Annotated in this window: 22 protein-coding genes and 5 pseudogenes; 17 read left to right on the top strand and 10 right to left on the bottom strand. The window is 60.9% G+C overall.

Translation table 11 applies throughout. The annotated features are described in order from the left end of the window. Positions 1-522: pseudogene (locus OOZ48_RS15420) on the top strand (transposase); the annotation flags it as partial. Positions 523-981: 459 nt separating this feature from the next. On the opposite strand, the pseudogene OOZ48_RS15425 reads toward OOZ48_RS15420, so the two are convergent. The 4 genes and pseudogenes from OOZ48_RS15425 to merR all read right to left on the bottom strand — a co-directional run. Continuing rightward, positions 982-1452 (bottom strand): annotated as a pseudogene (locus OOZ48_RS15425) (IS3 family transposase); the annotation flags it as partial. A gap of 295 nt (positions 1453-1747) precedes the next feature. Further along, the gene (locus tag OOZ48_RS15430) at positions 1748-4720 is read right to left on the bottom strand and encodes a Tn3 family transposase (protein WP_269499723.1); all 2973 of its coding nucleotides are present in this window, start codon (positions 4718-4720) and stop codon (positions 1748-1750) included. A 2-nt stretch (positions 4721-4722) separates the two neighbouring features. Next, positions 4723-5280 carry a recombinase family protein gene (locus tag OOZ48_RS15435; RefSeq protein WP_269499724.1) on the bottom strand — a complete coding sequence of 186 codons (558 nt, stop codon included), beginning with the start codon at positions 5278-5280 and terminating at the stop codon, positions 4723-4725. A 200-nt stretch (positions 5281-5480) separates the two neighbouring features. After that, on the bottom strand, positions 5481-5915 hold the full coding sequence (gene merR, locus OOZ48_RS15440) for an Hg(II)-responsive transcriptional regulator (RefSeq protein WP_036991831.1): 435 nt from the start codon (positions 5913-5915) through the stop codon (positions 5481-5483). Between the two features lie 71 nt (positions 5916-5986). Between merR and merT the strand changes: the two genes are divergently transcribed. From merT to merE, 6 genes are read left to right on the top strand one after another with little or no spacing between them, the layout of a single operon-like run. After that, positions 5987-6337 (top strand): mercuric ion transporter MerT, encoded by a 351-nt coding sequence (gene merT / locus OOZ48_RS15445; RefSeq protein WP_001294667.1) that lies wholly within the window; start codon positions 5987-5989, stop codon positions 6335-6337. A 15-nt stretch (positions 6338-6352) separates the two neighbouring features. Further along, positions 6353-6628: a mercury resistance system periplasmic binding protein MerP gene (merP, locus tag OOZ48_RS15450; protein ID WP_000735441.1), complete on the top strand. Its 276-nt coding sequence runs from the start codon at positions 6353-6355 to the stop codon at positions 6626-6628. Positions 6629-6630: 2 nt separating this feature from the next. Next, a complete protein-coding gene (gene merF / locus OOZ48_RS15455) occupies positions 6631-6876 on the top strand; it encodes a mercury resistance system transport protein MerF (RefSeq protein WP_000654684.1) in 246 nt (81 codons plus the stop codon). Further along, on the top strand, positions 6873-8519 hold the full coding sequence (gene merA / locus OOZ48_RS15460; RefSeq protein ID WP_047351260.1) for a mercury(II) reductase: 1647 nt from the start codon (positions 6873-6875) through the stop codon (positions 8517-8519). The genes merF and merA overlap by 4 nt, the downstream gene beginning before the upstream one ends. A 16-nt stretch (positions 8520-8535) precedes the next feature. Continuing rightward, positions 8536-8901, top strand: a complete 366-nt coding sequence (merD, locus tag OOZ48_RS15465) for a mercury resistance co-regulator MerD (protein WP_003465059.1) — start codon at positions 8536-8538, stop codon at positions 8899-8901. Next, entirely contained in the window at positions 8898-9134 is a 237-nt protein-coding gene (gene merE / locus OOZ48_RS15470) for a broad-spectrum mercury transporter MerE (RefSeq protein ID WP_001087809.1), read from the top strand. Before merD ends, merE begins: the two co-directional genes overlap by 4 nt. A 52-nt stretch (positions 9135-9186) precedes the next feature. On the opposite strand, the gene OOZ48_RS15475 is transcribed toward merE, so the two are convergent. The 4 genes from OOZ48_RS15475 to OOZ48_RS15490 are packed head-to-tail and all read right to left on the bottom strand — an operon-like array spanning position 9187 to position 13669. Further along, entirely contained in the window at positions 9187-9801 is a 615-nt protein-coding gene (locus OOZ48_RS15475; protein ID WP_000904941.1) for a recombinase family protein, read from the bottom strand. Positions 9802-9861: 60 nt separating this feature from the next. Next, complete coding sequence (locus OOZ48_RS15480) at positions 9862-11079, bottom strand: TniQ family protein (RefSeq protein WP_036991834.1); 1218 nt, start codon at positions 11077-11079, stop codon at positions 9862-9864. Then, on the bottom strand, positions 11076-11984 hold the full coding sequence (locus OOZ48_RS15485; RefSeq protein ID WP_000393453.1) for a TniB family NTP-binding protein: 909 nt from the start codon (positions 11982-11984) through the stop codon (positions 11076-11078). Before OOZ48_RS15485 ends, OOZ48_RS15480 begins: the two co-directional genes overlap by 4 nt. Before the next feature lie 2 nt (positions 11985-11986). Further along, positions 11987-13669 (bottom strand): Mu transposase C-terminal domain-containing protein, encoded by a 1683-nt coding sequence (locus OOZ48_RS15490; protein ID WP_045291308.1) that lies wholly within the window; start codon positions 13667-13669, stop codon positions 11987-11989. A 540-nt stretch (positions 13670-14209) separates the two neighbouring features. Here OOZ48_RS15490 and OOZ48_RS15495 point away from each other — a divergent pair. Beyond that, positions 14210-14788, top strand: coding sequence for an amino acid synthesis family protein (locus OOZ48_RS15495; RefSeq protein WP_269499725.1), 579 nt, complete (start codon positions 14210-14212; stop codon positions 14786-14788). Positions 14789-14850: 62 nt separating this feature from the next. Further along, complete coding sequence (locus OOZ48_RS15500; protein WP_269499726.1) at positions 14851-15195, top strand: DsbA family protein; 345 nt, start codon at positions 14851-14853, stop codon at positions 15193-15195. Here OOZ48_RS15500 and OOZ48_RS15505 read toward each other — a convergent pair. After that, positions 15173-16606: an aminotransferase-like domain-containing protein gene (locus OOZ48_RS15505; protein ID WP_269499727.1), complete on the bottom strand. Its 1434-nt coding sequence runs from the start codon at positions 16604-16606 to the stop codon at positions 15173-15175. The genes OOZ48_RS15500 and OOZ48_RS15505 overlap by 23 nt on opposite strands. Before the next feature lie 250 nt (positions 16607-16856). Here OOZ48_RS15505 and OOZ48_RS15510 point away from each other — a divergent pair, with 250 nt between their 5' ends. The 6 genes and pseudogenes from OOZ48_RS15510 to OOZ48_RS15535 form a co-directional block, all read left to right on the top strand. Then, on the top strand, positions 16857-18515 hold the full coding sequence (locus OOZ48_RS15510; RefSeq protein WP_269499728.1) for a cbb3-type cytochrome c oxidase subunit I: 1659 nt from the start codon (positions 16857-16859) through the stop codon (positions 18513-18515). A gap of 6 nt (positions 18516-18521) precedes the next feature. Continuing rightward, a complete protein-coding gene (locus OOZ48_RS15515) occupies positions 18522-19166 on the top strand; it encodes a cbb3-type cytochrome c oxidase subunit II (RefSeq protein WP_269499729.1) in 645 nt (214 codons plus the stop codon). Then, complete coding sequence (locus tag OOZ48_RS15520) at positions 19163-19765, top strand: c-type cytochrome (RefSeq protein ID WP_269499730.1); 603 nt, start codon at positions 19163-19165, stop codon at positions 19763-19765. The genes OOZ48_RS15515 and OOZ48_RS15520 overlap by 4 nt, the downstream gene beginning before the upstream one ends. Before the next feature lie 9 nt (positions 19766-19774). Then, positions 19775-20419 carry an SCO family protein gene (locus OOZ48_RS15525; protein ID WP_269499731.1) on the top strand — a complete coding sequence of 215 codons (645 nt, stop codon included), beginning with the start codon at positions 19775-19777 and terminating at the stop codon, positions 20417-20419. Next, positions 20416-20997: a hypothetical protein gene (locus OOZ48_RS15530; RefSeq protein ID WP_269499732.1), complete on the top strand. Its 582-nt coding sequence runs from the start codon at positions 20416-20418 to the stop codon at positions 20995-20997. The genes OOZ48_RS15525 and OOZ48_RS15530 overlap by 4 nt, the downstream gene beginning before the upstream one ends. A gap of 94 nt (positions 20998-21091) precedes the next feature. Then, a pseudogene (locus OOZ48_RS15535) lies at positions 21092-21391 on the top strand (LysR family transcriptional regulator); the annotation flags it as partial. Between the two features lie 40 nt (positions 21392-21431). On the opposite strand, the pseudogene OOZ48_RS15540 reads toward OOZ48_RS15535, so the two are convergent. Then, positions 21432-22666, bottom strand: a pseudogene (locus OOZ48_RS15540) (IS3 family transposase). 65 nt (positions 22667-22731) lie between these two features. Here OOZ48_RS15540 and OOZ48_RS15545 point away from each other — a divergent pair. After that, positions 22732-23379: pseudogene (locus tag OOZ48_RS15545) on the top strand (LysR family substrate-binding domain-containing protein); the annotation flags it as partial. Beyond that, positions 23376-23642, top strand: a complete 267-nt coding sequence (locus OOZ48_RS15550; RefSeq protein ID WP_269499733.1) for an entry exclusion lipoprotein TrbK — start codon at positions 23376-23378, stop codon at positions 23640-23642. The pseudogene OOZ48_RS15545 and the gene OOZ48_RS15550, both read left to right, overlap by 4 nt. Positions 23643-24034: the final 392 nt, after the last annotated feature.

Raw genomic sequence — 24034 nt, forward strand, 5'->3', positions numbered from 1 at the left:
TACATCACGCGCCCGGCGATCAGCGAGCAGCGGCTGTCGATCTCACCGCAGGGTAGGGTGCGGTATCAGCTCAAGACGCCGTGGCGAAATGGGACCACGCATGTCGAATGGGATGCGGTGGACTTTATCGCCAAGCTGGCGGCACTGGTCCCGCCACCTCGCGCGCATCTCACCCGCTTCCACGGCGTATTCGCCCCGAATGCAAACCTGCGTGCGCAGCTGACGCCCTCGGGGCGCGGCAGGCGGCCTGCGGGCGATGCGGCGCCGGTTGACGCAAGCGCCCACGACGAGCCGCGCAGCCCCGAGCAGAAGCGCCGTGCGATGAGCTGGGCGCAACGGCTCAAGCGGGTCTTTTCCATCGACGTCACCACCTGCGCCCACTGCGGCGGCGCGGTACGGATCGTCGCCAGCATCGAGGAACCCACCGCCATCCGCGCCATCCTGGCCCACTTCGAGAAGCACGGTGCGCGGGAAGAAGCGCACTACCGGCCCGCGGCGCGCGCGCCGCCGCCGGCCGCGTGACGAGGTGCCGGCCACACAGCCGGCAGCCAAGCCAGAGTCCGATCCGATGCGGCCACGACCCCGCAGGGCTGCGCTCGGCCCTGTGCCGGGATTCGGTGAGAAATGGCTACGCACTGAGCCGCTGCGTGGCCCCGCGATGTCGAAAACCCACGCATGAACCCCCGATCTGTGCCCGATCTGTGCCCAAAGCGGCGCTTGCGTGGCCGCTTCCTACCCGCCAGACTCGCCAAAAAGGGCGGTTGAACTTCCTATACGACGCTCATGGAGCACGAGGGAAGTAAACCGCACGCGAAAGCGCATCCGGCGGCACATTCCGTCGGCCAGTCCAGTGGCGGTGCAGGGCACGCAAATGGTTACCTCAGATTGGCCGTCATGCTGCTGGTGTCCTTCGTGGCCATTTACGTCCTAATGTATGCCATGGTCGACGTCGCCGTGAATCGCCCCGGGTTTCGTAGACACCTACTGGCCTGAATGTCCCGACCGCCTTTCAAACTCTACCGGAGACAAGCCTCCGTTGGAGCCATGGCGGCGGCGGGGGTTGTAGAACATCTCGATGTAGTCGAACAGATCACTCCGGGCCGCGGCCCGGGTCAGATAGATCTTGCGACGGATCCGCTCCCTCTTCAGCAGCTGGAAGAAGCTCTCGGCGACCGCGTTGTCGTGACAGTTTCCCCGGCGGCTCATGCTGCAAACGATGCCATGGGCTTTGAGGAATGCCTGCCAGTCGCCGCCGGTGAACTGGCTGCCCTGGTCCGAGTGCAGCATCAGGCCGGGTTCCGGCTTGCGACGCCAAACCGCCGACGTCAGCGCCTGAAGAACCAGGTCGGCCTGCATGTGGCCCTGCGTCGCCCAGCCGACGATCTGGCGCGAGAACAGGTCCAGGACGACCGCCAGGTAGATCCAACTCTCGTGGGTTCGGAGTAGAGTAAGAGGCAGGGCGTAGTCGAACTATTTCCCTGCCTCTCCTCTCCGAACCGGACGTGCACCTTTCAGCGCATCCGGCTCTCCATCTAAGCGTTGCTCATAGCAAAGGCGACATCGACGTAGCGCGACTCGATAGTATTTCGTACCTCGTCGCGCAGAATATACGGATTTTCCATCGGCGTACGCCATGTGAAGCGGCCCTTGCGGCTGGTAACAAGACGCCGAAGCGCCACCGCCCCATACCAACCCCGACTATTCTGGCCTTCAAGGGGTCGTCTCAGAAAACGGAAAATAAAGCACGCTAAGCCGGTGGCAGCGGTCGCAATGGCCTGAACTTCCCCGCACCGACCTTGGCGCTGCTGCGCCATAGGTAATCGCCGGTCAGGTTGATGTGCTCCCACCCCAGCGGCGACAGATATTGCAACAACGTGTCGTCCAGCGCCGTGCCGTTGACACGCAAAGCACTGGTGGCACGCTCCAGATAGACCGTGTTCCACAACACGATGGCCGCCGTCACCAGATTGAGGCCGCTGGCCCGGTAGCGCTGCTGCTCAAAACTACGGTCGCGGATTTCACCCAATCGGTAGAAGAAGACCGCCCTGGCAAGCGCGTTGCGCGCCTCGCCCTTATTCAGCCCCGCATGGACGCGGCGGCGCAGCTCCACGCTTTGCAGCCAATCCAGAATGAACAGCGTGCGCTCGATGCGCCCCAGCTCGCGCAACGCCACGGCCAAACCGTTCTGGCGTGGGTAGCTGCCGAGTTTGCGCAGCATCAGCGAAGCCGTTACCGTGCCTTGCTTGATGGAGGTGGCCAGGCGCAGAATTTCGTCCCAATGGGCGCGTATTTGCTTGATGTTCAGCCTGTCGCTGCTGATCATCGGCTTGAGCGCGTCATAGGCGGCATCGCCCTTGGGGATGAATAGCTTGGTGTCGCCCAGGTCACGGATACGCGGCGCGAAGCGAAATCCCAGCAAATGCATCAAGCCAAAAACGTGATCGGTGAAGCCTGCCGTGTCGGTGTAGTGTTCCTCGATGCGCAAGTCCGACTCGTGGTACAGCAGGCCATCAAGCACGTAAGTTGAATCACGAATGCCCACGTTGACCACCTTGGCGCTGAAGGGCGCGTACTGGTCGGAGATATGGGTGTAGAAAGTCCGTCCTGGGCTGCTTCCATACTTCGGGTTGATATGACCAGTGCTTTCTGCTTTGCTGCCGGTTCTGAAGTTCTGGCCGTCCGACGATGACGTGGTGCCGTCACCCCAGTTTCCGGCGAAGGGTTGCCGAAACTGCGCGTTCACCAACTCGGCCAGCGCCGTCGAATAAGTTTCATCGCGGATGTGCCAGGCTTGCAGCCAAGACAGTTTGGCATAGGTGGTGCCAGGGCAGGACTCGGCCATTTTGGTCAGCCCCAGGTTGATCGCGTCGGCCAGGATCGTTGTCAACAGCAAGGTTTTGTCCTTGGCCGTGTCACCGGTCTTCAGGTGTGTGAAGTGGCGCGTGAAGCCAGTCCATTCATCGACCTCCATCAGCAACTCGGTGATTTTGAGGTGCGGCAGCAGCATAGCTGTCTGGTCGATCATGGCCTGCGCGGCGTCTGGCACTGCCGCGTCCAGCGGCGTGATCTTCAGGCCCGATGCGGTGGTGATGATGGCGTCCGGCAAGTCGTTGGCCGCCGCCATCCGGTTGACTGTGGCGAGTTGCGCCTCCAACAATTCCAGTCGGTCATGCAGATATTGGTCGCAGTCGGTCGTCACTGCCAGCGGCAATTCGCTGGCCAGCTTCAAAGTGGCGAACTTCTCGACCGGCACCAGGTATTCGTCGAAGTCCTTGAACTGGCGCGAACCCTGCACCCAAACATCACCAGAGCGCAGTGCGTTCTTCAGCTCCGACAAGGCGCATAACTCGTAGTAACGCCGGTCAATACCATCGTCGGTCAGAACCAACTTTGCCCAGCGCGGCTTGATGAATGCGGTTGGCGCATCGGCGGGCACCTTGCGCGCGCTGTCACTGTTCATGGCGCGCAGCACGTCGATGGCATCGAGCACACCCTTGGCGGCGGGCGCGGCCCGCAGTTTGAGCACGTCCAGGAACTGCGGCGCATAGCGGCGCAGCGTGGCGTAACTCTCGCCGATGTGGTGCAGGAAGTCAAAATCCGCAGGCCGCGCCAGTGTTTGCGCCTCGGTGACGCTGGCGGCGAAGGTGTCCCACGGCATGACCGCTTCGATGGCGGCGAACGGATCGCCGCCGCTTTGTTTGGCCTCAATCAGCGCCTGACCGATGCGGCCATACATCCGCACCTTGTCGTTGATCGCCTTGCCGGAAGCCTGGAACTGCTGTTGATGCTTGTTTTTGGCCGCATTGAACAGCTTGCCGATGATGCGGTCGTGAAGGTCGATGATTTCATCAGTGACGGTGGCCATGCCCTCGATGGCCAGTGCTACCAAGGTGGCGTAACGCCGCTGTGGCTCGAATTTAGCCAGATCGGCGGGCGTCATCTGGCCACCCTCGCGGGCGATTTTGAGCAAGCGGTTCTGGTGAACCTGCCGCTCGATGCCAGCAGGTAGGTCGAGTGCCTGCCAGGCTTTGAGGCGCTCGATGTGTTCCAGCATGTGACGCGAATTCGGCTTGGCGGGAGACTGGCGCAGCCATGCCAGCCACGTCACTTTGCTGCCGTCCTTGTGCTTGAGAAGTTCGTCCAGGCGCTGACGGTGGGGTGATAACAAAGAATCGGTTAGCGCCGCGTAAATACGCCGGTTGGCACGGGTGATGGCCTCGGCACTTGCGCGCTCGATGGCATTCATGGCGGGTAGGATGATGCTCTGCCGGCGCAGGTTTTCGACAAGGGTGCTGGCCAGCACAATCCCTTTATCGGTCTGCAAGGCCAACTCGGTCAATGTATGCACGGCTTGTCGGTAGTGGCTCATGGTGAAGGGCTTGAACCCAAACACCGTTTGCAGCTCGACCAAGTGCTCCCGACGTGTCTGCTCGCGCTGGCCGTACTCGTTCCAACTTTCCACTGGCACCTTGAGTTGCGCGGCCACCATGCGCAACAAGGGCGGAAACGGAGGCTCATCGACGCCCAAGAAGATACCAGGGAATCGCAAGTAGCAAAGCTGCACCGCGAAGCCCAATCGATTCGCAGCGCCGCGACGCTGACGGATCACCGACAGGTCGTTTTCGTTGAACGTGTAGTGCCGGATCAGTTCGTCTTTGGTATCGGGCAATACCAGCAGGCTTTCGCGCTCAGTGGCGGACAGGATTGAGCGGCGCGGCATGGTCAGTCTTCCCGCAGGTACTGGTACAAAGTTTCGCGGCTGATGCCGAAGTCACGAGCCACCAAGGTTTTTTGATCGCCTGCCGCGACTCTCCGTTTTAACTCGGCAATTTGTTCGCTGTTCAGCGATTTCTTTCGTCCTCGATAGGCCCCGCGCTGCTTGGCAAGTACGATTCCCTCGCGCTGACGTTCGCGGATCAGGACGCGCTCGAATTCCGCAAAGGCCCCCATGACCGACAGCATTAAATTGGCCATCGGCGAGTCCTCGCCGGTGAACGTCAACCCTTCTTTGACGAACTCCATGCGCACGCCTCGTTGTGTCAACCCCTGAACGATGCGGCGCAGGTCATCAAGGTTGCGGGCCAGCCTGTCCATGCTGTGCACCACCACGGTGTCGCCCTCGCGGACGAAGGCCAGCAGCCTTTCAAGTTCGGGACGTTGTGTGTCCTTGCCTGAAGCCTTGTCGGTGAATACCTTGCCAACTTCAGTTTGTTCCAGTTGTCGATCAGGGTTCTGGTCGAAGCTGCTGACGCGGACGTAGCCGATACGTTGACCTTGCAAGATGCCTCCAAAGGTAAAAATGTCAGGATGAAATCTATTACCCTTGGCTGAATGTGTCAATAAATATAAATTTACACTCTACTCTGACGTTGTTTGTGCTCAACTGTCATTTTCAGAAGGTGACTGCACGGAATATCAAGAGTCGGCTGCACAGTCTTTTCTGATCTGTGGTCGTCTCAGAAAACGGAAAATAAAGCACGCTAAGCTGTGGAAGCCCCTGCCAAGCTCGTTCCACCTTGCAACGACGCAATCAGCGGACACGAAACATTCCCCTGCCGCGAATGGCAGGCGCACACCAGGTCAGACAGCACAGCCTCCATGCGCGCCAAATCGGCCATCCTCTCGCGCACGTCCTTGAGCTTGTGCTCGGCCAGGCTGCTGGCTTCCTCGCAATGGGTGCCATCCTCCAGCCGCAGCAGCTCGGCGATCTCATCCAGGCTGAAGCCCAACCGCTGGGCTGATTTCACGAAGCGCACCCGCGTTACATCCGTCTCGCCATAGCGGCGAATGCTGCCGTAAGGCTTGTCCGGTTCCGGGAGCAAGCCCTTGCGCTGATAGAACCGGATGGTCTCCACATTGACCCCGGCCGTCCTGGCGAAAACGCCAATGGTCAGGTTCTCCAAATTGTTTTCCATATCGCTTGACTCCGTACATAACTACGGAAGTAAGCTTAAGCTATCCAATTCAGATTCGAAAGGACAAACGCATGTCTGAACCTCAAAACGGGCGCGGCGCGCTCTTCACTGGCGGGCTGGCCGCCATCCTCGCCTCGGCTTGCTGCCTCGGGCCGCTGGTTCTGATCGCCTTGGGGTTCAGCGGCGCTTGGATCGGCAACTTGACGGTGTTGGAACCCTATCGCCCCATCTTTATCGGCGTGGCGCTGGTGGCGTTGTTCTTCGCCTGGCGGCGCATCTACCGGCCGTCAGCCGCCTGCAAACCGGGTGAGGTTTGCGCGATTCCCCAAGTGCGAGCTACTTACAAGCTCATTTTCTGGGGCGTGGCCGTGCTGGTTTTGGTCGCGCTCGGATTTCCCTACGTCGTGCCATTTTTCTATTGATCACAGGAGTTCACCATGAAAAAGCTGCTTTCCGCCCTTGCCCTCGCTGCCGTTGTTGCCCCCGTGTGGGCCGCCACCCAGACCGTTACGCTGTCCGTACCGGGCATGACCTGCTCGGCCTGTCCGATCACTGTCAAGAAGGCGATTTCCAAGGTCGATGGCGTCAGTAAAGTTGACGTGACCTTCGAGACGCGCGAAGCGGTGGTCACCTTCGATGATGCCAAGACCAGCGTGCAGAAACTGACCAAGGCTACCGAGGATGCGGGCTACCCATCATCAGTCAAGAACTGATCATGAAAGACCCGAAGACACTGCTGCGGGTCAGCATCATTGGCACAACCCTCGTGGCGCTGTGTTGCTTCACCCCTGTTCTGGTCATTTTGCTCGGTGTGGTCGGCTTGTCCGCGCTGACCGGCTATCTGGACTATGTGCTGCTGCCTGCGCTGGCGATTTTCATCGGCTTGACCATCTACGCCATCCAACGAAAACGCCAAGCCGATGCCTGCTGCACCCCGAAATTCAATGGAGTAAAAAAATGACCGAAATCACCGTGAATGGCATGACCTGCACATCCTGCGCCACCCATGTCAAAGATGCTTTGGAAAAGATTCCCGGCGTGAATGCCGCTGTGGTGTCCTATCCAGAAAGCCGCGCGCAAGTCATGGCAGACACCGCCGTGAGCCACAACCAACTGCTGGCCGCCATCGCCGCATTGGGTTATCAAGGCTTGATCCGGGTTGGTGATTTCAAAGATGAACCAAAAATCCGTGATGCACTTGAGGGCGCCGGTTTGCATATCGCCATCATTGGCAGCGGCGGGGCCGCGATGGCGGCGGCGCTGAAGGCCGTCGAGCAAGGCGCGACGGTCACGCTGATCGAACGCGGCACCATCGGCGGCACCTGCGTCAATATCGGCTGTGTGCCGTCCAAGATCATGATCCGCGCTGCCCATATTGCCCATCTGCGCCGGGAAAGTCCGTTCGACGGCGGTATTGCGGCAACTGTGCCTGCGATTGACCGCAGCAAACTGCTGGCCCAGCAGCAGGCCCGTGTCGATGAACTGCGGCACGCCAAATACGAAGGCATCCTGGACGGCAATCCAGCCATCACCGTTTTGCACGGTGAAGCGCGTTTCAAGGACGACCAGAGCCTGGTCGTCCGTTTGAACGAGGGTGGCGAGCGCGAGGTAACGTTCGACCGCTGCCTGGTCGCCACCGGTGCCAGTCCGGCCGTGCCGCCGATTCCGGGCCTGAAAGAGTCACCCTACTGGACTTCCACCGAAGCGCTTGTCAGCGACACCATTCCCGCACGCCTGGCCGTGATCGGTTCGTCGGTGGTGGCGTTGGAACTGGCGCAAGCCTTTGCCCGGCTCGGCAGCCAGGTCACGATCCTGGCACGCAGCACCTTGTTCTTCCGGGAAGACCCGGCCATCGGCGAGGCCGTGACAGCCGCTTTCCGCGCCGAGGGCATCGAGGTGCTGGAGCACACGCAAGCCAGCCAGGTCGCCCATGTGAACGGCGAATTCGTGCTGACCACCGGACACGGTGAATTGCGCGCTGACAAGTTGCTGGTTGCCACCGGTCGGGCACCGAATACGCGCAGCCTCGCGCTGGACGCGGCGGGGGTCACTGTCAATGCGCAAGGGGCCATCGTTATCGACCAAGGCATGCGCACGAGCAACCCGAACATCTACGCGGCCGGCGACTGCACCGACCAGCCGCAGTTCGTCTACGTGGCAGCGGCCGCCGGCACCCGTGCCGCGATCAACATGACCGGCGGCGACGCAGCCCTCAATCTGACCGCGATGCCGGCAGTGGTGTTCACCGACCCGCAAGTCGCCACCGTGGGCTACAGCGAGGCGGAAGCGCACCACGATGGCATCGAGACCGACAGTCGCACGCTGACACTCGACAACGTTCCGCGAGCGCTTGCCAACTTCGACACACGCGGCTTCATCAAGCTGGTCATCGAGGAAGGTAGCGGACGGCTCATCGGCGTGCAGGCGGTGGCCCCGGAAGCGGGCGAACTGATCCAGACGGCGGTGCTCGCCATCCGCAACCGCATGACGGTGCAGGAACTGGCCGACCAGTTGTTCCCCTACCTGACAATGGTCGAGGGGTTGAAGCTTGCGGCGCAGACCTTCAACAAGGACGTGAAGCAGCTTTCCTGCTGCGCTGGATAAAAAAAGGAGGTTTTCAATGAGCGCCTACACCGTGTCCCGGCTGGCCCTTGATGCCGGGGTGAGCGTGCATATCGTGCGCGACTACCTGCTGCGCGGATTGCTGCGTCCGGTGGCGTGCACCCCGGGCGGCTATGGCCTGTTCGATGATGCCGCCTTGCAACGGCTGTGCTTCGTGCGGGCGGCCTTCGAGGCGGGCATCGGCCTGGACGCGCTGGCGCGGCTGTGCCGGGCGCTGGATGCTGCGGACGGCGATGAAGCGGCCGCGCAGCTTGCCGTTCTGCGCCAGTTCGTCGAGCGTCGGCGCGAAGCGTTGGCCGATCTGGAGGTGCAGTTGGCCACCATGCCGACCGAGCCGGCACAGCACGCGGAGAGTCTGCCATGAACAGCCCCGAGCGCTTGCCGTCCGAGACGCACAAACCGATCACCGGCTACCTGTGGGGCGCGCTGGCCGTGCTCACCTGTCCCTGCCATTTGCCGATTCTCGCCATTGTGCTGGCCGGCACGACGGCCGGCGCGTTCATCGGAGAGTACTGGGGTATCGCAGCCCTCACGCTGACCGGTTTGTTCGTCCTGTCTGTGACACGACTGCTGCGGGCCTTCAAAGATCGATCATGAGCGCTTCCCATTGAGACAAACCACGCTGTCGCTACGTTGCCTCATGCCGGCATCAAATTCGGCTGAGTAGCTTCTCGCCATCTGGACGTAGCTCACCCTTGGGTGAAACATGCCGATACAGGGTCTGCCGCGTGACGCCAAGTTCCTGGCACAGGTCGCCGACCTTGGTCTCTGGCTGACCCATTGCCGCCATCGCCAGCCGCAGCTTGGCGGCGGTCATCTTGAACGGCCGGCCGCCTTTCCGCCCGCGCGCGCGGGCCGAGGCTAGGCCGGCAATCGTGCGCTCCGCGATCAACTCGCGCTCGAACTCGGCCAGGGCGGCGAAGATGCCAAAGACCAGCTTGCCGGCGGCGGTCGTGGTGTCGATGGCCGCGCCGTGCCCGGTTAATACCTTCAAGCCGATGCCGCGCCCAGTCAGGTCGTGCACGGTGTTGATGAGATGTCGCAGGTCGCGTCCGAGCCGATCCAGTTTCCACACGACCAGTGTGTCGCCAGTTCGCAACGCCTTCAGGCAGCTCGTCAAGCCGGGCCGATCCTCGCGCATGCCGGATGCCTGGTCCTCGTAAAGATGTACTGGATCGACCCCGGCGGCAATCAGCGCGTCGCGCTGCAAATCGGTAGCCTGGGAGCCGTCCGCCTTCGATACCCGCATGTAGCCTATCAGCATGTCGTACCTGTCACATATACGTTCGATTATGTGACAGTGTGAGCCAGAAAGTTCTCGCCGTCAAAAACTGTCACTTAACCCGTCATTTAGTCTAAGACCTGCAAACGGCCATTCAGGCTCGTAATGTGACAAAAACTCCGGCGGGATGCCCTCCTTGGTGAACGTGGCGCGCAAACGTTCCAGGGATTCGGGGTCGCGTCGCCCGTAGGACGCCAGTGTGAACAGCAAGCGGGCCGTCTCCGGGTTGTGTCGCGCTTCAATGATGGCCTCATCGATGGCCTGGGCTGCTCGTTGCCAGTGGTTGATGGGTTCCGGCTTCGGCACCTTCGCCGGCAGGCCGTTGGTGAAACCAGTGTGCGGCTCCGTCTGAAACAGCGCGGCCTGTTCCCCGCGCGGGATCAGCGCCTTTGACTCGATCAGCGTGATGGCGGTGGCCGCCGCCTCCAGCATCTGCCACTGCACCGCCGGGGCCAGAATCTCGTAGGGACGCCACAGACTCTGCCCGGCGCGCAGCGGATGGCCGCAGCGCTCCCAGACATGGCGGATGCTCGCCGAGCAACTGCCGCAGTGCGAGAGCGGCGTGTTCAGCTCATCAAGCAGGGTGCGCAGCAGCCGGAACCACAAGCCGGCGTGGACACGCCGACGCGGCAGCTCCACAAAACCCGTCGTCAGCGCCTGCCAGGTGCGCCGGTCCATGCAGGCGATTGCGTCATCGGCAGGGCGCGGCGCAGCATCGGCGATTTCCCACTGAAGATACCGGCCGGGCATGCCCCAGTAGGACTCCAGCCAGCAGCCATGCTGCGGGCAGCTCAGCATCAAGGGGAGCTGCCAGACGAGTAGCACAGCTTGATTCGTTGGATCGTTCAGACACTGCGGACACGCCCGGCGAATCGTCTGGCTCGGTAGCCAGGCACGCCAGCGAGTGATGGACCGCACCTTGCGGGTGCGCTTGGGCAGGAGCACCGCGCATTGGAATGTATAGGTTTCCAAGGCTGCTGGTACCGAATCGTCGAGACTGTCGAGCAGCCACGGCACCCAGCCTGCAAGACTCATGCTGCGCAACCGCTCCAGCTCGACGCCACTGCGCTGGCAGAGCGCCGTCAGCAACGACAAGGATGGTGCGGTATCCAGGTCATCAAGTTGGCTGTGACCAAGATCGTGGGCCAGCAGCTCGTGCACGTCCATCTGGTAGCAGGCGGCGACCCGGTTGAGCCATGAGGACAGGGCTTCGCCTTCCTTGGGTGCCGGATGCAGTGGCCAGTGTGGCGCTGGCTTCACATCAGTTCCCGCTCGAATTGCCGCCGCCGCTCGCTGGGACCGGTGTAATCGGCCATGCTGAGCGTGCGATGGTTGATCGCTTCCTCACCGCTCTCCACGGCAGCGACGGCCGCCGCCATCAACAGGTGCGCCAGCTCGCCGATGGTGCCCTCGCTGCGCGTGAGCAGGTAGCGGGCCATATCCAGCGTGGCAATCGACGAGGGTCGCCGCAGCGGGAGCGAAGCCGCGAAGCTGGCCAGCAGTGAGCAGCAATCGTCGTTGGCCTCCCACACCGGCAGCATCATCGGCTCGAAGCGGTTTTCCAACTGGTCGTCCGAGCGGATCGCCAAGTAGGCATCGCGTGTGCCGACCCCGACCAGCGGGATGCGCAGCTCGTTGCCGAGGAAACGCAGCAGGTTGAGGAATTCCCGGCGGTTGACGCTGTTGCCGGCCAGGACGTTGTGCAATTCGTCGATCACCAGCATGCGCACGCCGACCTTGCGTAGCAGTGCCAGCGCCAATTGCTCCATTTCCGGCAGCCGTGGGCGCGGGCGCAATGGCGCGCCCATCGCGGCAAGTAGCGCGACGTAGAAGCGGATTACCGACGGTTCGGATGGCATCTGCACGACCAGTACCGGAATGTGCTCCTGGTCGGCGTCGGAGCTGGCCGGGTGGGTGCGGCGGAATTTCTCGACGATCATCGACTTGCCGTTGTTGGTTGGACCGACCAACAGCAGGTTGGGCATGCGTTGTTTGTTCGGCCACGCATACAGGGCTTCCAGCCGATTCAGCGCCTCGACTGCTCGCGGATAGCCGATCCAGCGGTCAGCGCGAAGGCGATGGATGCGTTCGTCCGCCGGAAGACGGGCCAAGCCCTGGGCCACCGGCATCAGGTGGGACAAGTCGATGATGGGATATTCTTCCACGGCTACCACTCCTCAATCTGGTCGAACGGTTTGGCAGGTGGCTGGTTGTCTGCCTGCGGGTCAGCCATGTCCGCGTCCGGTGGTGGCGTGGTTTTGAAAAGAACTGCCGTTGCCTTGAGATGCTGGCGTCGATCCGCGTCGCGCCGCGCCTTGCGCGTAGCTTTCTGCGCGGTGGACACGATTTCGCGCATCTGGCCGATCATGCGAAACAGCGCCGACTCATCCACCTGTTCGCGCCCTTGCTGCCGCAATTTCGCCAGCGCCTGTCGTTGTTCCCAGAGGGTGACAGCCGGGTGCGACAAGGTGCGGTATGGAATTTCCAGATAGTGCTGCCCCTCCGGCTCCAGCACCCAAATGCGGCTGATGTCGCGCGGGTCGCGCCGGATCAGGAACGCAGGCAAGCGGTCGCGCCGAGCTATCCACGGCTTGAGCGCATCGGCGTAGTAGTGAATGTGGTCGATGACAAAGCCGGTGCGAGTCAGAGTACGGCGAATGATGGGCAGGAAATCGACCAAAAAAGCCAAGGCGCGGGTGACGACAGCCGGTACACCGACACGCGCCACGGCTTCTGACCAGCGCGCCGCCGGCGGCTGAAGCAGGCCGTTGTGCACAGAGCCGTGATAGGTGCCCACCGCCAACGTGAGCCAGCGCTCCAGCTCACGCAATGTCAGGGCGGCCTTGTTTTCGGAATCGTAGTCCCCGCGCTGGTCAGGGTTGGAGAAGGTCGTCCCTGGCAATTCATCGTGGATCATCTGCATCGCCGTACCGATGATCCGTTCCACGATGCCGCCGTAGTGCGGTTGCCCTGGCGGACGATAGTCCAACCGGATGCCGTGCTGCTCGCAGCCACGGCGCAGCGCCTCGCTCTTGAACTCGGCCGCGTTGTCCAAGTAGAGCAGCCTGGGCTTGCCGCTCATCGGCCAATCCATTTCTATATTCAGACCCTCCAGCCAGGGACGCTTGTCGCAGGCGACATGCACAAGGCACAGGCCGACCGAAACAGATGACGGCGCTTCCAGCGTGACGACCATGCCGAGCACGCAGCGGGTAAACACGTCGATGGCGATGGTCAGATACGGACGGCCAATCGGTTGCCGGTCGCGCTCGTCCACCACGATCAGGTCGATGACCGTGTGATCAATCTGCACTTGTTCCAGTGGCGCGGTCACGGCGGGAGGCTCACCACCGACACCTTGCAGGCTGCGGGACGCATCCTGACCTTCCCGGCGGCGAGTGGCCTTGAGCGGGTCGAGGCCGGCGATCCGCAGGGCCAAAGTGTTGCGCGCCGGCACCCGTAGCTTTTGCGCTTTGCAAGCCTGCGCGACCTCGCGGTGGAACGCCGCCAGGCTACGCTTCTGCTTGGTCAGGAAGCGCTTTTGCAGCAACTCGCGGATGATGCGCTCAACTGATTCCGGCAAGCGTCCCTTGCCTTTTCCGCCGCCGGACTGGCCGGGAACCAGGTCCGTCACAAACCCAGCACCTTGCCGGGCACGCCGGATCAGGACATACACCTGCCGCCTGGATAGGCCCAGCGCTTGAGCAGCGGCATCGGCGGCTTCATGCCCAACCACTTCAAGCGCTGCCAGCGGCCCGATGATTTCGGTCCGGTGCCGGGCCTGTGCCCATGCCGCATCGGGCAGGGTGGCCACGCCCTGCTCGGCAATTGGTAATGTGTCTGACGCCATGCTCACACCTCGCTTTGGTGCACACGAGTATTGAGCATAGTCGAGATTGGTGCAGATGACTTCTGATATTGCGTGGTCAGGAGCCGACTGCACACCTGGCGTTACGCCCCGTCAATTGGTGCAGTCGTCTTCTGAAAATGACACCACACACGCCTTCCGTCGCTCAGTACGGAAAATCTCGGTTCTCGTGACCTCCTCGCTTTGTTGCCTACAGGCCATGATGGCGCGTCTTTCTGACGCCTGCGTTTCCGCAGTCATGGGTCTGGAACAAACGTAGATCAAGCTTCCGAGCATGGCGATGATGAAGAGACCGCACAGGCTCATCACCCGTCTGAACTTTCGCTTTGCAGGGTCTGTGGTGGGCATTGATGTTGCTCCAAATCCATACATTTAATATAATTATTGCATACATACAAGGTTTGTATGTCTTTTTTTCGTTGGAGACCGTGAAGACGGCCTCCCACGAGCCTCTCCCTACAAGCCATACCCCACGACCCGACCCTCAGAGTCCGACAGTTCCAAAACGCAAGGCACTTTTCCATGTCACTTATCCAAATCCGCAAACGTAGTCTCACGATCGAAACCACCTATCATGAAGGTGGTCCAGTAGTCGATGTGCCGCTTAAGATGGCTGTCGCCTGTGCGGTGATTCACAACCCTTACGCAGGCCGCTACGAGCCTGATCTCACTCCCTTCATGACAGAGCTTCGTTCGCTCGGTCTGACGCTCGCCCAAGAACTGGTGGACACGTTGGGTCACGACCAAGTCGAGGTCTATAGCAAGGCAGCCATCGTTGGTGTAAACGGTGAAATGGAGCACGGAGCCGTCTGGCACGAAGCAGGAGGCTGGGCGATGCGAGAGGCACTCGGGGAACCCAAGGCCATCGTGCCTTCGGCCAAGGTTGTTGCCGCCACCGGCTACCGCCTGGTGGCTCCTCTACACTACATCCATGCCGCTTACGTACGCAGCCACTTCAACAGCATGGAAGTCGGTATCCAGGACGCACCGCGCCCTAACGAAATCCTCTTTGCTCTTCTGATGGGCACCGGTGGTCGCGTGCATGCCCGTTTGGGGGGCTTGAGAAAAGACGAAGTATCAGCGCACGATGGGCAATGCTGACCGCCCGGGCTTCAAAATTTTAATGGATTAACGTGTGCCTTGCCTTGAGCGAGCACCGCTTGATGCAACTGGCCGCGAATAAGGGCGTGGCCACTATCGTGGCTGGTGCTTTGTTTTCCGCCTATTTCGAGCAGGGACGCGATATCGGCGATGCCAGCGTGCTGGCCGACATCGCCGGTGAGAACGGACTCGTCTGCGAATCGGTCACAGCTTTCCTCGCCGGCGATGAAGGTGCACATGAAGTGCGTGCCGCTCAACAGACAGCTCGAGACAGTGGCGTGCAGAGCGTTCCCCAGTTCGATATCGGTGGCGAAGTGGTCAGTGGGGCGCAGTCCGTGGAGCACATGACGCGGTCGCTGCGACGGCTGGCAGACATATCTGACATCAGTCCGTACGGCGCTCGCTGACAGCCAGGCTCACCAGCTTTCCCAGCGTTGCCACCGCTTCTTCGATTCTGGTATCCCATCCATGGCCATAGTTCAGTCGCAGACAGTTGGTGAATGCCCGTTTTGCCGAGAAGATTGGGCCGGGTGCCACACTGATTCCATGAGATAAAGCCTGTCTATGGATGTCCAGCGCATTTACGCCGGCAGGCAACTCCACCCACAAAAAATAGCCGCCCGTGGGCCGAGTCGCCCGGGTTCCCGGAGGGAAATAGTGGCCGACCGCCTGCGCAAAAGCGGTTTGGTGCGCTTGCAGGGTCTTGCGCAAGCGCCTTAGATGCTTGTCGTAGCCGCCTTTTTCCAGGTAGTGGGCGAGCGCCATTTGTGTGGGGATCGGGCATGCAAGCGTTGTTGTGAGCTTGCGACGGGCGATGGCGCGCGTGTATCGCCCCGGCGAGACCCAACCGATTCGATAACCCGGTGCCAGCGATTTGGAAAACGAGGAGCAGTGCATCACGATACCGCTTGTGTCGAAGCTTTTTGCGAGCGCCGGCCGCTTGTTGCCGAAGTAAAGTTCCCCGTACACATCGTCTTCAATAAGCGGTATGTCGTAGCGAGACAGCAGTTCGAGCAATGCATGCTTCTTTTGATCGGACATCAGGCTGCCCAGCGGATTCTGGAAGGTCGTCATCAGCCAGCAGGCTTTGGGGTGATGTCGTTGGATGGCCTGCTCCAGAGCGTCCAATTGCACGCCTTCGCGAGGATGCGTGGGAACTTCCACCGCTTCGAGCTGATGCTGTTCCAGTGATTGCAGCGCAGCGTAGAAAGCAGGGGCTTCGACGAGCACGGCGTCGCCCGGCTGCGTGACCACTGCCAAGGACAGGTTCAGCGCCTCAAGCGCGCCATTAGTGATGATGATGTCGTCCGTGTCGACATGCACGCCGCTGGCCAGGTAGCGCAACGCGATCTGGCGGCGAAGGCCGGCGTATCCGGGCGTCAGGTCGTCAACGGTGCTCCAGGGGTCTAGTTTTCTGATGCTGCTGCTCAAGGCCTGACCTAGCCGCTCCAGGGGGAAAAGCAGCGGGCTGGGAAACGCGGAGCCAAGCGGGACAACGTCACGCGCCATGGCTGACTCGAGCACTTCGAAGATCATGTCGCTGATGTCGACAGACGTTGCCTTATCTTCCGGCTGCGAAGGCGTGTCCGCTTCAGGCGGCAGGCGGCGCGCGCCGTGCGAAACGTAATAGCCTGAACGGTCTCGTGCACGGATCAGCCCTTGTGCTTCCAGGAGGTAATAGGCCTGGAACACCGTTGAGGCACTCACGCCTCGATTGGCTGTCACTTGCCGTACGGAGGGCAGCTTTTCTCCGGCTCGGAGCGCTCCTGAATGGATGGACGCGGCGACTTCGGCAGCCAGCGTTTCGTACAGTTTCATGATCAATTGACGGTTATAACGGCGAAGCCTGGCAACGCCGTTGATATGGTTTTCTCAATATTGTCGCGTGATTGATAGCTGAGCCGATTGTAGCCATCAATATCACGAAAATCTACGCCATCACATCCAAACTGATATGGTTGTTTTTATAAAAACTGATTATTTTGTTTCTGATTCCAGTGTACTACTCTGTGGCTATCTGATCAGATAGACGGCATCGGTTGCGATGCCTTGTTAGTCAAGGAATCCCATGAACCCCACAGCCTTGCTACTGGCTACCTTCATTTTGTCCATCGTTGGACTCTTCGCTTTCATATGGTCGCTGCGTAAAGGCCTGTTCGATGCCGAGTCCAGCGGCGCGCGCACGATCTTTTCAGCCGGCGAAATCGGCCGGCCGGAAGAGCCGGCCGCCGCTGCGGAACAACGCACTGCCTTGGCCGAAGTGTCCAGCTCGAATCTGCAAGCCAATCACGGTGCCGAAACTTCGCCCGTCGAGCTTGCCGCCCGTGAAGCCGCAGACCGCTCCAGCGCTTTTCCCGCCTTCGTGCTGATCGCCTGTTCCGTTGTGTGGCTCATCGTCGCATCATTTGCCGGGCTGGTGGCTTCGCTCAAGCTGCACTGGCCCGACTTCCTTACGGAGTACGCATGGCTCAGTTTCGGGCGCCTGCGCACCATGCACCTGAACGGGGTGGCTTATGGCTGGGCGCCTTTGGGCCTGCTCGGCATTGCGATCTGGTTATTGCCCCGCTTGCTGCACACCAAACTGCTGGGCGGCAGGCTAGTCATCTTTGGGGCGCTCATCTGGAACGCCGCGTTGATTGCGGGGATGGGCGGTCTGGCGATAGGGATCAATGCCGGACTGGAGTGGCTGGAGATCCCCTGGCAGATCGGTGCGCTGTTCGCGCTGGGCGGCATGCTGGTGGGTTTGCCCATGGCCTTGATGCTGACCCGGCGCAAGGTGCACCATCTGTATGTGTCGGTCTGGTACATGGGAGCTGCGTTGTTCTGGTTTCCCACGCTGTACATTGTTGCCAAGGTGCCGGGCGTGCACTTCGGCGTGGAGCTGGCCACCATGAACTGGTGGTATGGGCACAATGTGCTGGGTCTGTTCTATACGCCGCTCTCTATCGCAGCCATCTACTATTTTCTGCCCAAGGTGATCGGCCGCCCCGTGCAGTCCTACAACCTATCCTTGCTGGGCTTCTGGACGCTGGCCTTCTTTTACGGGCAAGTCGGCGCGCATCACCTGATCGGCGGCCCTGTTCCCGAATGGCTCATCACCCTGTCTATTGTGCAAAGTGTGATGATGATCATCCCGGTGCTGGCGTTTTCCGTAAACCAGCATCTGACCCTAAAGGGCCATTTCAGTGCGTTGCGCCACTCGCTGGTACTGCGGTTCATCGTATTCGGCGCCATGATGTATACGGTTGCGTCGGTGCAGGGGTCATTTGAAGCCTTGCGTTCATTGAACGCCATTACGCACTTCACGCATTTCACCGTTGCGCACGCGCATTTGGGTATGTACGGCTTCGTATCCATGGTGATATTCGGAGGTATCTACTTTGTAATGCCTCGCATCCTGAACGTCGCCTGGCCACGGCCCAGTCTGATCGCCTGGCACTTCTGGCTGGTCGTGGTGGGCTATGGCGTCTACATGGTGACGCTCAGTATCGGCGGCGTATTGCAGGGGCTGGCCTTGCTGGACCCCGCGCGCGCCTTCATGGAATCCGTGGCAGTGACCATGCCGTGGCTGCAAGGCCGTTCACTAGGCGGTGCGTTGATGACGCTGGGCCATCTGGTTTTTGCGCTGCATGTGTTCCTGATCATTATGCGGTCCGGTGCGTTCTCGGTGAGCGAGCGCCCTGCGGCACTTGCTCAGGCTCAGACAACCACCCCTTCTATTACGTGACGCAATATGGAAAACGAACTCAAACTGCTGGTGGGGGCGATGGTGACGCTGTCGCTCGCGACGTCCGCCATGATCGTGGTGCCTTTCCTGCAGCTCAAGAACGAGCCGCCACCTGCGGAACTCAAACCCTATACCAGCCAGGAAGTCAGAGGGCGCCAGGTGTATCAGGCGCATGCCTGCATCGCCTGTCATACCCAGCAACCGAGCACGACGGGCGCCGGCATCGCCGATGCCAGCCGGGGCTGGGGGCGGGCTTCGGTCGCAGCGGATTATTTTTACGATGACCCGCCCTTGCTGGGCACCATGCGCACCGGGCCTGATCTCTTCAACATCGGTGTGCGCCAGCCGTCCGTTGACTGGCATCTGGGGCACCTGTTCCAGCCGCGCGCCTATACGCCTGGAAGCAATATGCCGGCCTACCCATTTCTTTTCGAGGTGAAGAATCCAGACGATGTAGTTGAAGGAGAGCGAGTCGTTCATCTGCCGCCGGGTACGGTGGAGGAAGGACAGGTTGTCGTCGCCAGGCCGGAAGCCTTGGATCTGGTCGCCTATCTGCTTAGCCTGAACCGGACCTATCCCGTGCTTTCTACCGAACAGGCGGCAGTCTTGTCGCAAACCGCGCCGACGCCGCAGCGGGGTCAAGAAAAATGAAAGCGAAAAGACCGATACGTGTATCTGAAAATGCCGATCCGCACGAGCTGAACAACCCGGTTCCGAAGTTGGTTCTCGGGGTGATTGCAGCGCTTGTCGTCTGGGGCGTTTATTACATTTTTTCATCAAGCCCCAACAGCGCTGCTGCCTTGGGCGATCAGCGCCCGCTATCGGTGTTGGCACCTTCCGTCTCGGCGGATGACCGGGCGATTGATGGCAAGCAGCTTTACACCGCTGCCTGTCAGGCTTGCCATCAAGCCAGTGGACAGGGTTTGCCAGGCGTGTTTCCGCCGTTGGCTGGTTCCGAATGGGTCACAGGCGACCCCGCTGTTCTGGCCCAGATCGTGCTGCATGGCGTGACAGGGCCCATTACCGTTTCCGGTGCGACCTACAACGGCGCCATGCCGGCCTTTGGTAAGCAGTTCGACGATGCGCAAATCGCTGCTGTGCTGAGTTTCATCCGTAGCGAATGGGGCAACGCGAGCCCCGAAGTCGACGAGGCATCGGTTCAGGCGGCCCGAGCCGCAAGTGAAGGCAGAACCCAACCGTGGGAAGGCCAGGAGGCGCTTTCCGCGTTGACCCAAAAGCCTGCAAGCTGAGGACAATACATGGCTTCGTCCGTCGCTCGATCCGCTCTTGCGCTGGCTGTCGTTCTGATTCTGGGCCTTATTGCATTTGGTGCGGTTACGGCGGGGTTCGCCGCAGTGACCGCGGATGGCGTCCGACGTGTACAACTTGAACGCCACCCTAGACCATTACCCCCACTGGGGTTGATCAGTGCCGATGGAAGCGCTCGTTCGTTGTTGGAATATGGAAATGCGCAGGCTCGGGTCACCTTCGTCACGCTGGTCTATCTGCAATGCAGATCCATCTGCCGTACCAGTATGTCTGGGCAGGCATGGATGCAACACGCCATCCAATCAAGAGGTCTCGAAAGCCGGGTGCGCCTGCTGACGCTCAGTTTCGATCCCGTTCACGATACGCCGGACGTCATGGCGGAGCATGCGCGGCGCTTAGGAGCCGAAGCCGGTTTATGGGAGTTTGCTACCGTTCAGAACCCTGCGGATCTGGATGCCATGCTTGCGTTGTTCGACATCATCGTATTGCCTGACGGACTTGGCGACTATACCCATAATGCCGCGCTGTTCCTGATTGATGAAACCGGGCGGGTTGCCAAGGCGTATGACATAGACCGGCCAGACCTCGCCCTGGCCGACTATTTGTCGCGCAAGCATGGAGAGGTGCCGGGATGACAGCGCTTTTGCTTGAGCGCCCGGTGGTGGGGAAAATACTTCACCACTGGGCGACGCCGGCTGTATTGCTCGCGGCACTGGCCTTGTTCCAGCCCTGGCTTGAAGCATCCATGGCGAGACACATGGGTCTGGAATTGCCCTTGCTCTTTATCGTGGGATGGTTCACAGCCAACGTCGCTGGTGATCGACTGGTTCGCCTTCTAGAGCCGTGGAACCTGGCGGGCGTACCGGCGCTGACCTTCTCGATGCTCGCGATGTCAGTATGGATGGTGCCGTCTGCACTTGACTTCGCCGTGCTTTCGCCCGTTGTTGCAATGGTCAAAGTCATCAGCATGCTGCTCGCCGGCATCATGGCCGGCGCATCGTGGCGAACGGCGGGTATTGTGATCCAGGCGTTCTTCATCATGAACTGGTTCTGGACAACCTTTGTCGTGGGCCTGCTTTACAAGGATGCGCCACAACAGCTTTGCAGTGTTTACCTGGCGGATGAGCAGTCGCATGCGGGCATGGCCATGATGGCATGGGCTATTTTAGGGCTGTTGTTGTGGGCGCCGGGCGTGTTTCGTAAATTTCGCTAATCGATTTCATAGGAGGCTATCGCGGAGATGTTCAAAAAATTAGTGGCGGTCGGCGTGGATACGAGTATTGATCGCCATAGGACGCTTTAGAAGTATGGAACTCCGACATCTGCGTTGCTTTTTGGCGGTAGCAGAGGAACTTCATTTCGCCCGCGCCGCGGAGAAGCTGCACATTGAGCAATCGCCACTGTCTCGCACCATCAAGGAATTAGAAGAAGAGCTGGGTGAGCAGTTGTTCGTCCGCACCAGTCGCAGTACGCGGCTTACGCGGGCAGGCAAGCTGTTTCTGGAGCATGTGCCGCGTATTTTCACTGCCTTGCAGCAGGCTCGCGACAGTGTGACGGCGGCGGCTAATGGCTTCCATAGTCAGCTGCGCATAGCCTTGTCCGACGGTGAACCGCTCCCGATTTCCTGGACACGCCTGAGGGCGTAATTCACGCCGCCATGCGCTGCATCGTGGCGTGGTGATCCCGGCGCACCTGTGCCGGGCTGCGGTGGCCGTGCCGGCCCACCATCCAGTGCTCGTTGTACACCTTCTGCCACGCCAGCAGCGCCTGGCGCAGCTCCTCCACGGTCTCGAACGTCCGCACCCACAGCAACTGCTCCTTCAGCGTGCGGATCATCCGCTCGGCGCACCCGTTGCCCTCCGGGGCGCGGACAAACGACGGGCTCGACGCAATCCCCAGGAACGCGAGCTCCTGCTGGAAATCGTCGGCCATGTACTGCGTCCCGTGGTCATGGCGCAACCGCAGCCCGCTGGCGACCTTCGCGCCGATCCGCCCGAAGCGCTCCCGCACCCCCTGCCGGATCGGCTCCAGTGCCTCCCAGCGCGTCGCACGGGCCGCCGCATGCACGCCCACCAGCTCGGCCGTGCAATGGTCGACCGCGATGAACACCGCCGCCGTACCCTCCCGCAGCGTGACCGTCGTCGAGAAGTCCGTCCCCCACATCAGGTCCGGCGCCTCGGTGAGAATCGTCCCCTCGTGCGCCCGCGGTCCCCGCGGGCCGCCGCCGCGTTGCGGCGCCAGCAGGCCGTGCGCGCCCATCAGCCGCAGCACCCGCGACTTGCCGCTACGGATGCCCTCGGCCCGCAGCTTCGCCCACACCTTGCGGTAGCCCTCGCCGGTGAACGGGCTCACCGCCAGCACGGCCCGGATCGCCGCCACCAGCGCCTCGTCACTGAGCGCCGTCTTCGGGCCGCGCTTGGCCGGCGGGGCACGGTCCGGCCGCGTGGCCGCAGCCTGGGCATACCACGTCGAGCGGGCAAGCTCCCACGCCGAGCACACGCGCCTGACCCCGTACACCCGGCCCGTCCCCTCCGACGTCGCCGCGCTCATTTCGGCAACCTCGTCTCGTCCAAAGGGAGGCCGGCTTTCAACCTCCGGATCGCGTCGCGCTGCAGTTCGCAGCGCATCGTCATCTCGCCCAGCACCGCCTTGAGCCGTTCGATTTCCTCGTCCCGCGCGTCGGTCTCGCGTGCCTTCAGGCCCGCCATGCCCGATGCGAGAAACGCCTCGCGCCACTCGGTCAGCTTCGCCGCCGTGACCTTCGACTCCCGCGACACCGTGTCCAAGTCCTCGCCGCGCAGCAGCCTCAGCACCGCATCACGCTTGGACTTCGCCGACCAGCGGCCGCGCTCCTTCACCAACTCGACCTTCTTGTGCTTCATCTCGGACTCTCCTCTTGGGGTTAGGATCCCGCAAGAGCGTGTCCAAGGAAATCGAGGGGCGGAGGAACGGCATCATGCCTTCACGCCTGCCCAGCCTGCTGGCTCTGTGCCGAGAAGAAGAACCCGAAGTCGAAATCCGTTTTTTCGAGGTGTTGTTATCGCAACAGATAAAAGGGTTGCATGATGATCTGTACGACGTGGGTTTCGCGCGATCTGATGAGGTAGGTGATGGAATCGTCGCCGAGCCGATTTGGAATGACCCGTTATGGGTTGCAGTGCCAGCACGGCATCCGTTGTTGAAGCATAAGCGCATCCCGCTGGGTGAGGTGCTGCGTTATCCGCTGGTGCTGTGCGACCCGCAGGCATGCGAAGGCTATGCGCAACAACTGGAACGGGTACTGCGTCGTATAGATATGGAACCGTTGATCGCAGAGCGGGTGGCGTCATTCGATTTGATGATGGCGCTGGTATCCGCAGGCTTTGCGCTGGGTCTGGCTGGTGCGCCGCATATTGCTTCCAGTCGTGAACCGGGCGTGGTAGCACGGCCCCTTGCAGGCCGTTCGCCCATGCTCACGACGTACCTGTTGTGGCGAGAAGCCGAAACCTCAGAAATCATATCCCGTTTCATCGACCGAGTGCGGGCCATCGAACTGCCCGAAAGCGTCAGACCGACACCACCGATTGAACCTGACACAGAGGAGGTCGTGCCATGAAGCAGGTTGTCCTGTTATTGCTGATTGCTGGGCTGGTAGGCTGCGGCCCGTCTGAAACGCCCGTACCTAAGCCCGACATACCTACAGTTGAGGAACTGGCCGCCGACCCAGCACGGCTCAAAGCGTTGCGTTCGCTGTGCAAAACGGATCGCACCAACCTGGGCGATGTGCTGTGCGACCGCGTGGCCGAAGCTACGCGCAAGCGCTTCTACGGTGACGGCATCGTGCCTTACACCCCATCGGATACGCCCCCGAAATTCTGATTCGCCCGCATTTCCCTACAAATCCTGTTTTTCTTTACTGACACGCCGCAACGCGCCCGCGCCTGCGGCGTTTTCTTCGTGTGCGCCCCTCCATGAATTGATGTTTTTTTCGTGAGCATTGTTCCGATAACGGTCTTTGACCAGCACTGACTTGGCACCGATGCTCATAAGGCAGGCACAGGTTTGTGCCGCTTTGGAACTGACCTGCCCCCACTGGCCGTACCAGTGATTACTGATAAAGCCCGGGGTTGAAGGGTACTGCGTTCGGTGGTTGTCAAGCTAGTTGTCGCTTTTTCCAATAATCTCAGGCCACCCGCCTAAGGGAATTATCTGTCTGTGGTGCCACCTGGTTTTCGCTGTCTTTTTGCGGGTTCAGGTGTACGCACTCAATG

Source organism: Castellaniella sp. S9, assembly GCF_027257175.1.
Lineage (GTDB): Bacteria > Pseudomonadota > Gammaproteobacteria > Burkholderiales > Burkholderiaceae_B > Castellaniella.

Excerpts from the sequence above, each read along its gene's own strand:
- OOZ48_RS15430 (WP_269499723.1), bottom strand. The coding sequence starts at position 4,720 with ATGCCGCGCCGCTCAATCCTGTCCGCCACTGAGCGCGAAAGCCTGCTG.
- merR (WP_036991831.1), bottom strand. The coding sequence starts at position 5,915 with ATGGAAAACAATTTGGAGAACCTGACCATTGGCGTTTTCGCCAGGACG.
- merT (WP_001294667.1), top strand. The coding sequence starts at position 5,987 with ATGTCTGAACCTCAAAACGGGCGCGGCGCGCTCTTCACTGGCGGGCTG.
- merP (WP_000735441.1), top strand. The coding sequence starts at position 6,353 with ATGAAAAAGCTGCTTTCCGCCCTTGCCCTCGCTGCCGTTGTTGCCCCC.
- merF (WP_000654684.1), top strand. The coding sequence starts at position 6,631 with ATGAAAGACCCGAAGACACTGCTGCGGGTCAGCATCATTGGCACAACC.
- merA (WP_047351260.1), top strand. The coding sequence starts at position 6,873 with ATGACCGAAATCACCGTGAATGGCATGACCTGCACATCCTGCGCCACC.
- merD (WP_003465059.1), top strand. The coding sequence starts at position 8,536 with ATGAGCGCCTACACCGTGTCCCGGCTGGCCCTTGATGCCGGGGTGAGC.
- merE (WP_001087809.1), top strand. The coding sequence starts at position 8,898 with ATGAACAGCCCCGAGCGCTTGCCGTCCGAGACGCACAAACCGATCACC.
- OOZ48_RS15475 (WP_000904941.1), bottom strand. The coding sequence starts at position 9,801 with ATGCTGATAGGCTACATGCGGGTATCGAAGGCGGACGGCTCCCAGGCT.
- OOZ48_RS15490 (WP_045291308.1), bottom strand. The coding sequence starts at position 13,669 with ATGGCGTCAGACACATTACCAATTGCCGAGCAGGGCGTGGCCACCCTG.
- OOZ48_RS15495 (WP_269499725.1), top strand. The coding sequence starts at position 14,210 with ATGTCACTTATCCAAATCCGCAAACGTAGTCTCACGATCGAAACCACC.
- OOZ48_RS15500 (WP_269499726.1), top strand. The coding sequence starts at position 14,851 with ATGCAACTGGCCGCGAATAAGGGCGTGGCCACTATCGTGGCTGGTGCT.
- OOZ48_RS15505 (WP_269499727.1), bottom strand. The coding sequence starts at position 16,606 with ATGAAACTGTACGAAACGCTGGCTGCCGAAGTCGCCGCGTCCATCCAT.
- OOZ48_RS15510 (WP_269499728.1), top strand. The coding sequence starts at position 16,857 with ATGAACCCCACAGCCTTGCTACTGGCTACCTTCATTTTGTCCATCGTT.
- OOZ48_RS15515 (WP_269499729.1), top strand. The coding sequence starts at position 18,522 with ATGGAAAACGAACTCAAACTGCTGGTGGGGGCGATGGTGACGCTGTCG.
- OOZ48_RS15520 (WP_269499730.1), top strand. The coding sequence starts at position 19,163 with ATGAAAGCGAAAAGACCGATACGTGTATCTGAAAATGCCGATCCGCAC.
- OOZ48_RS15525 (WP_269499731.1), top strand. The coding sequence starts at position 19,775 with ATGGCTTCGTCCGTCGCTCGATCCGCTCTTGCGCTGGCTGTCGTTCTG.
- OOZ48_RS15530 (WP_269499732.1), top strand. The coding sequence starts at position 20,416 with ATGACAGCGCTTTTGCTTGAGCGCCCGGTGGTGGGGAAAATACTTCAC.
- OOZ48_RS15550 (WP_269499733.1), top strand. The coding sequence starts at position 23,376 with ATGAAGCAGGTTGTCCTGTTATTGCTGATTGCTGGGCTGGTAGGCTGC.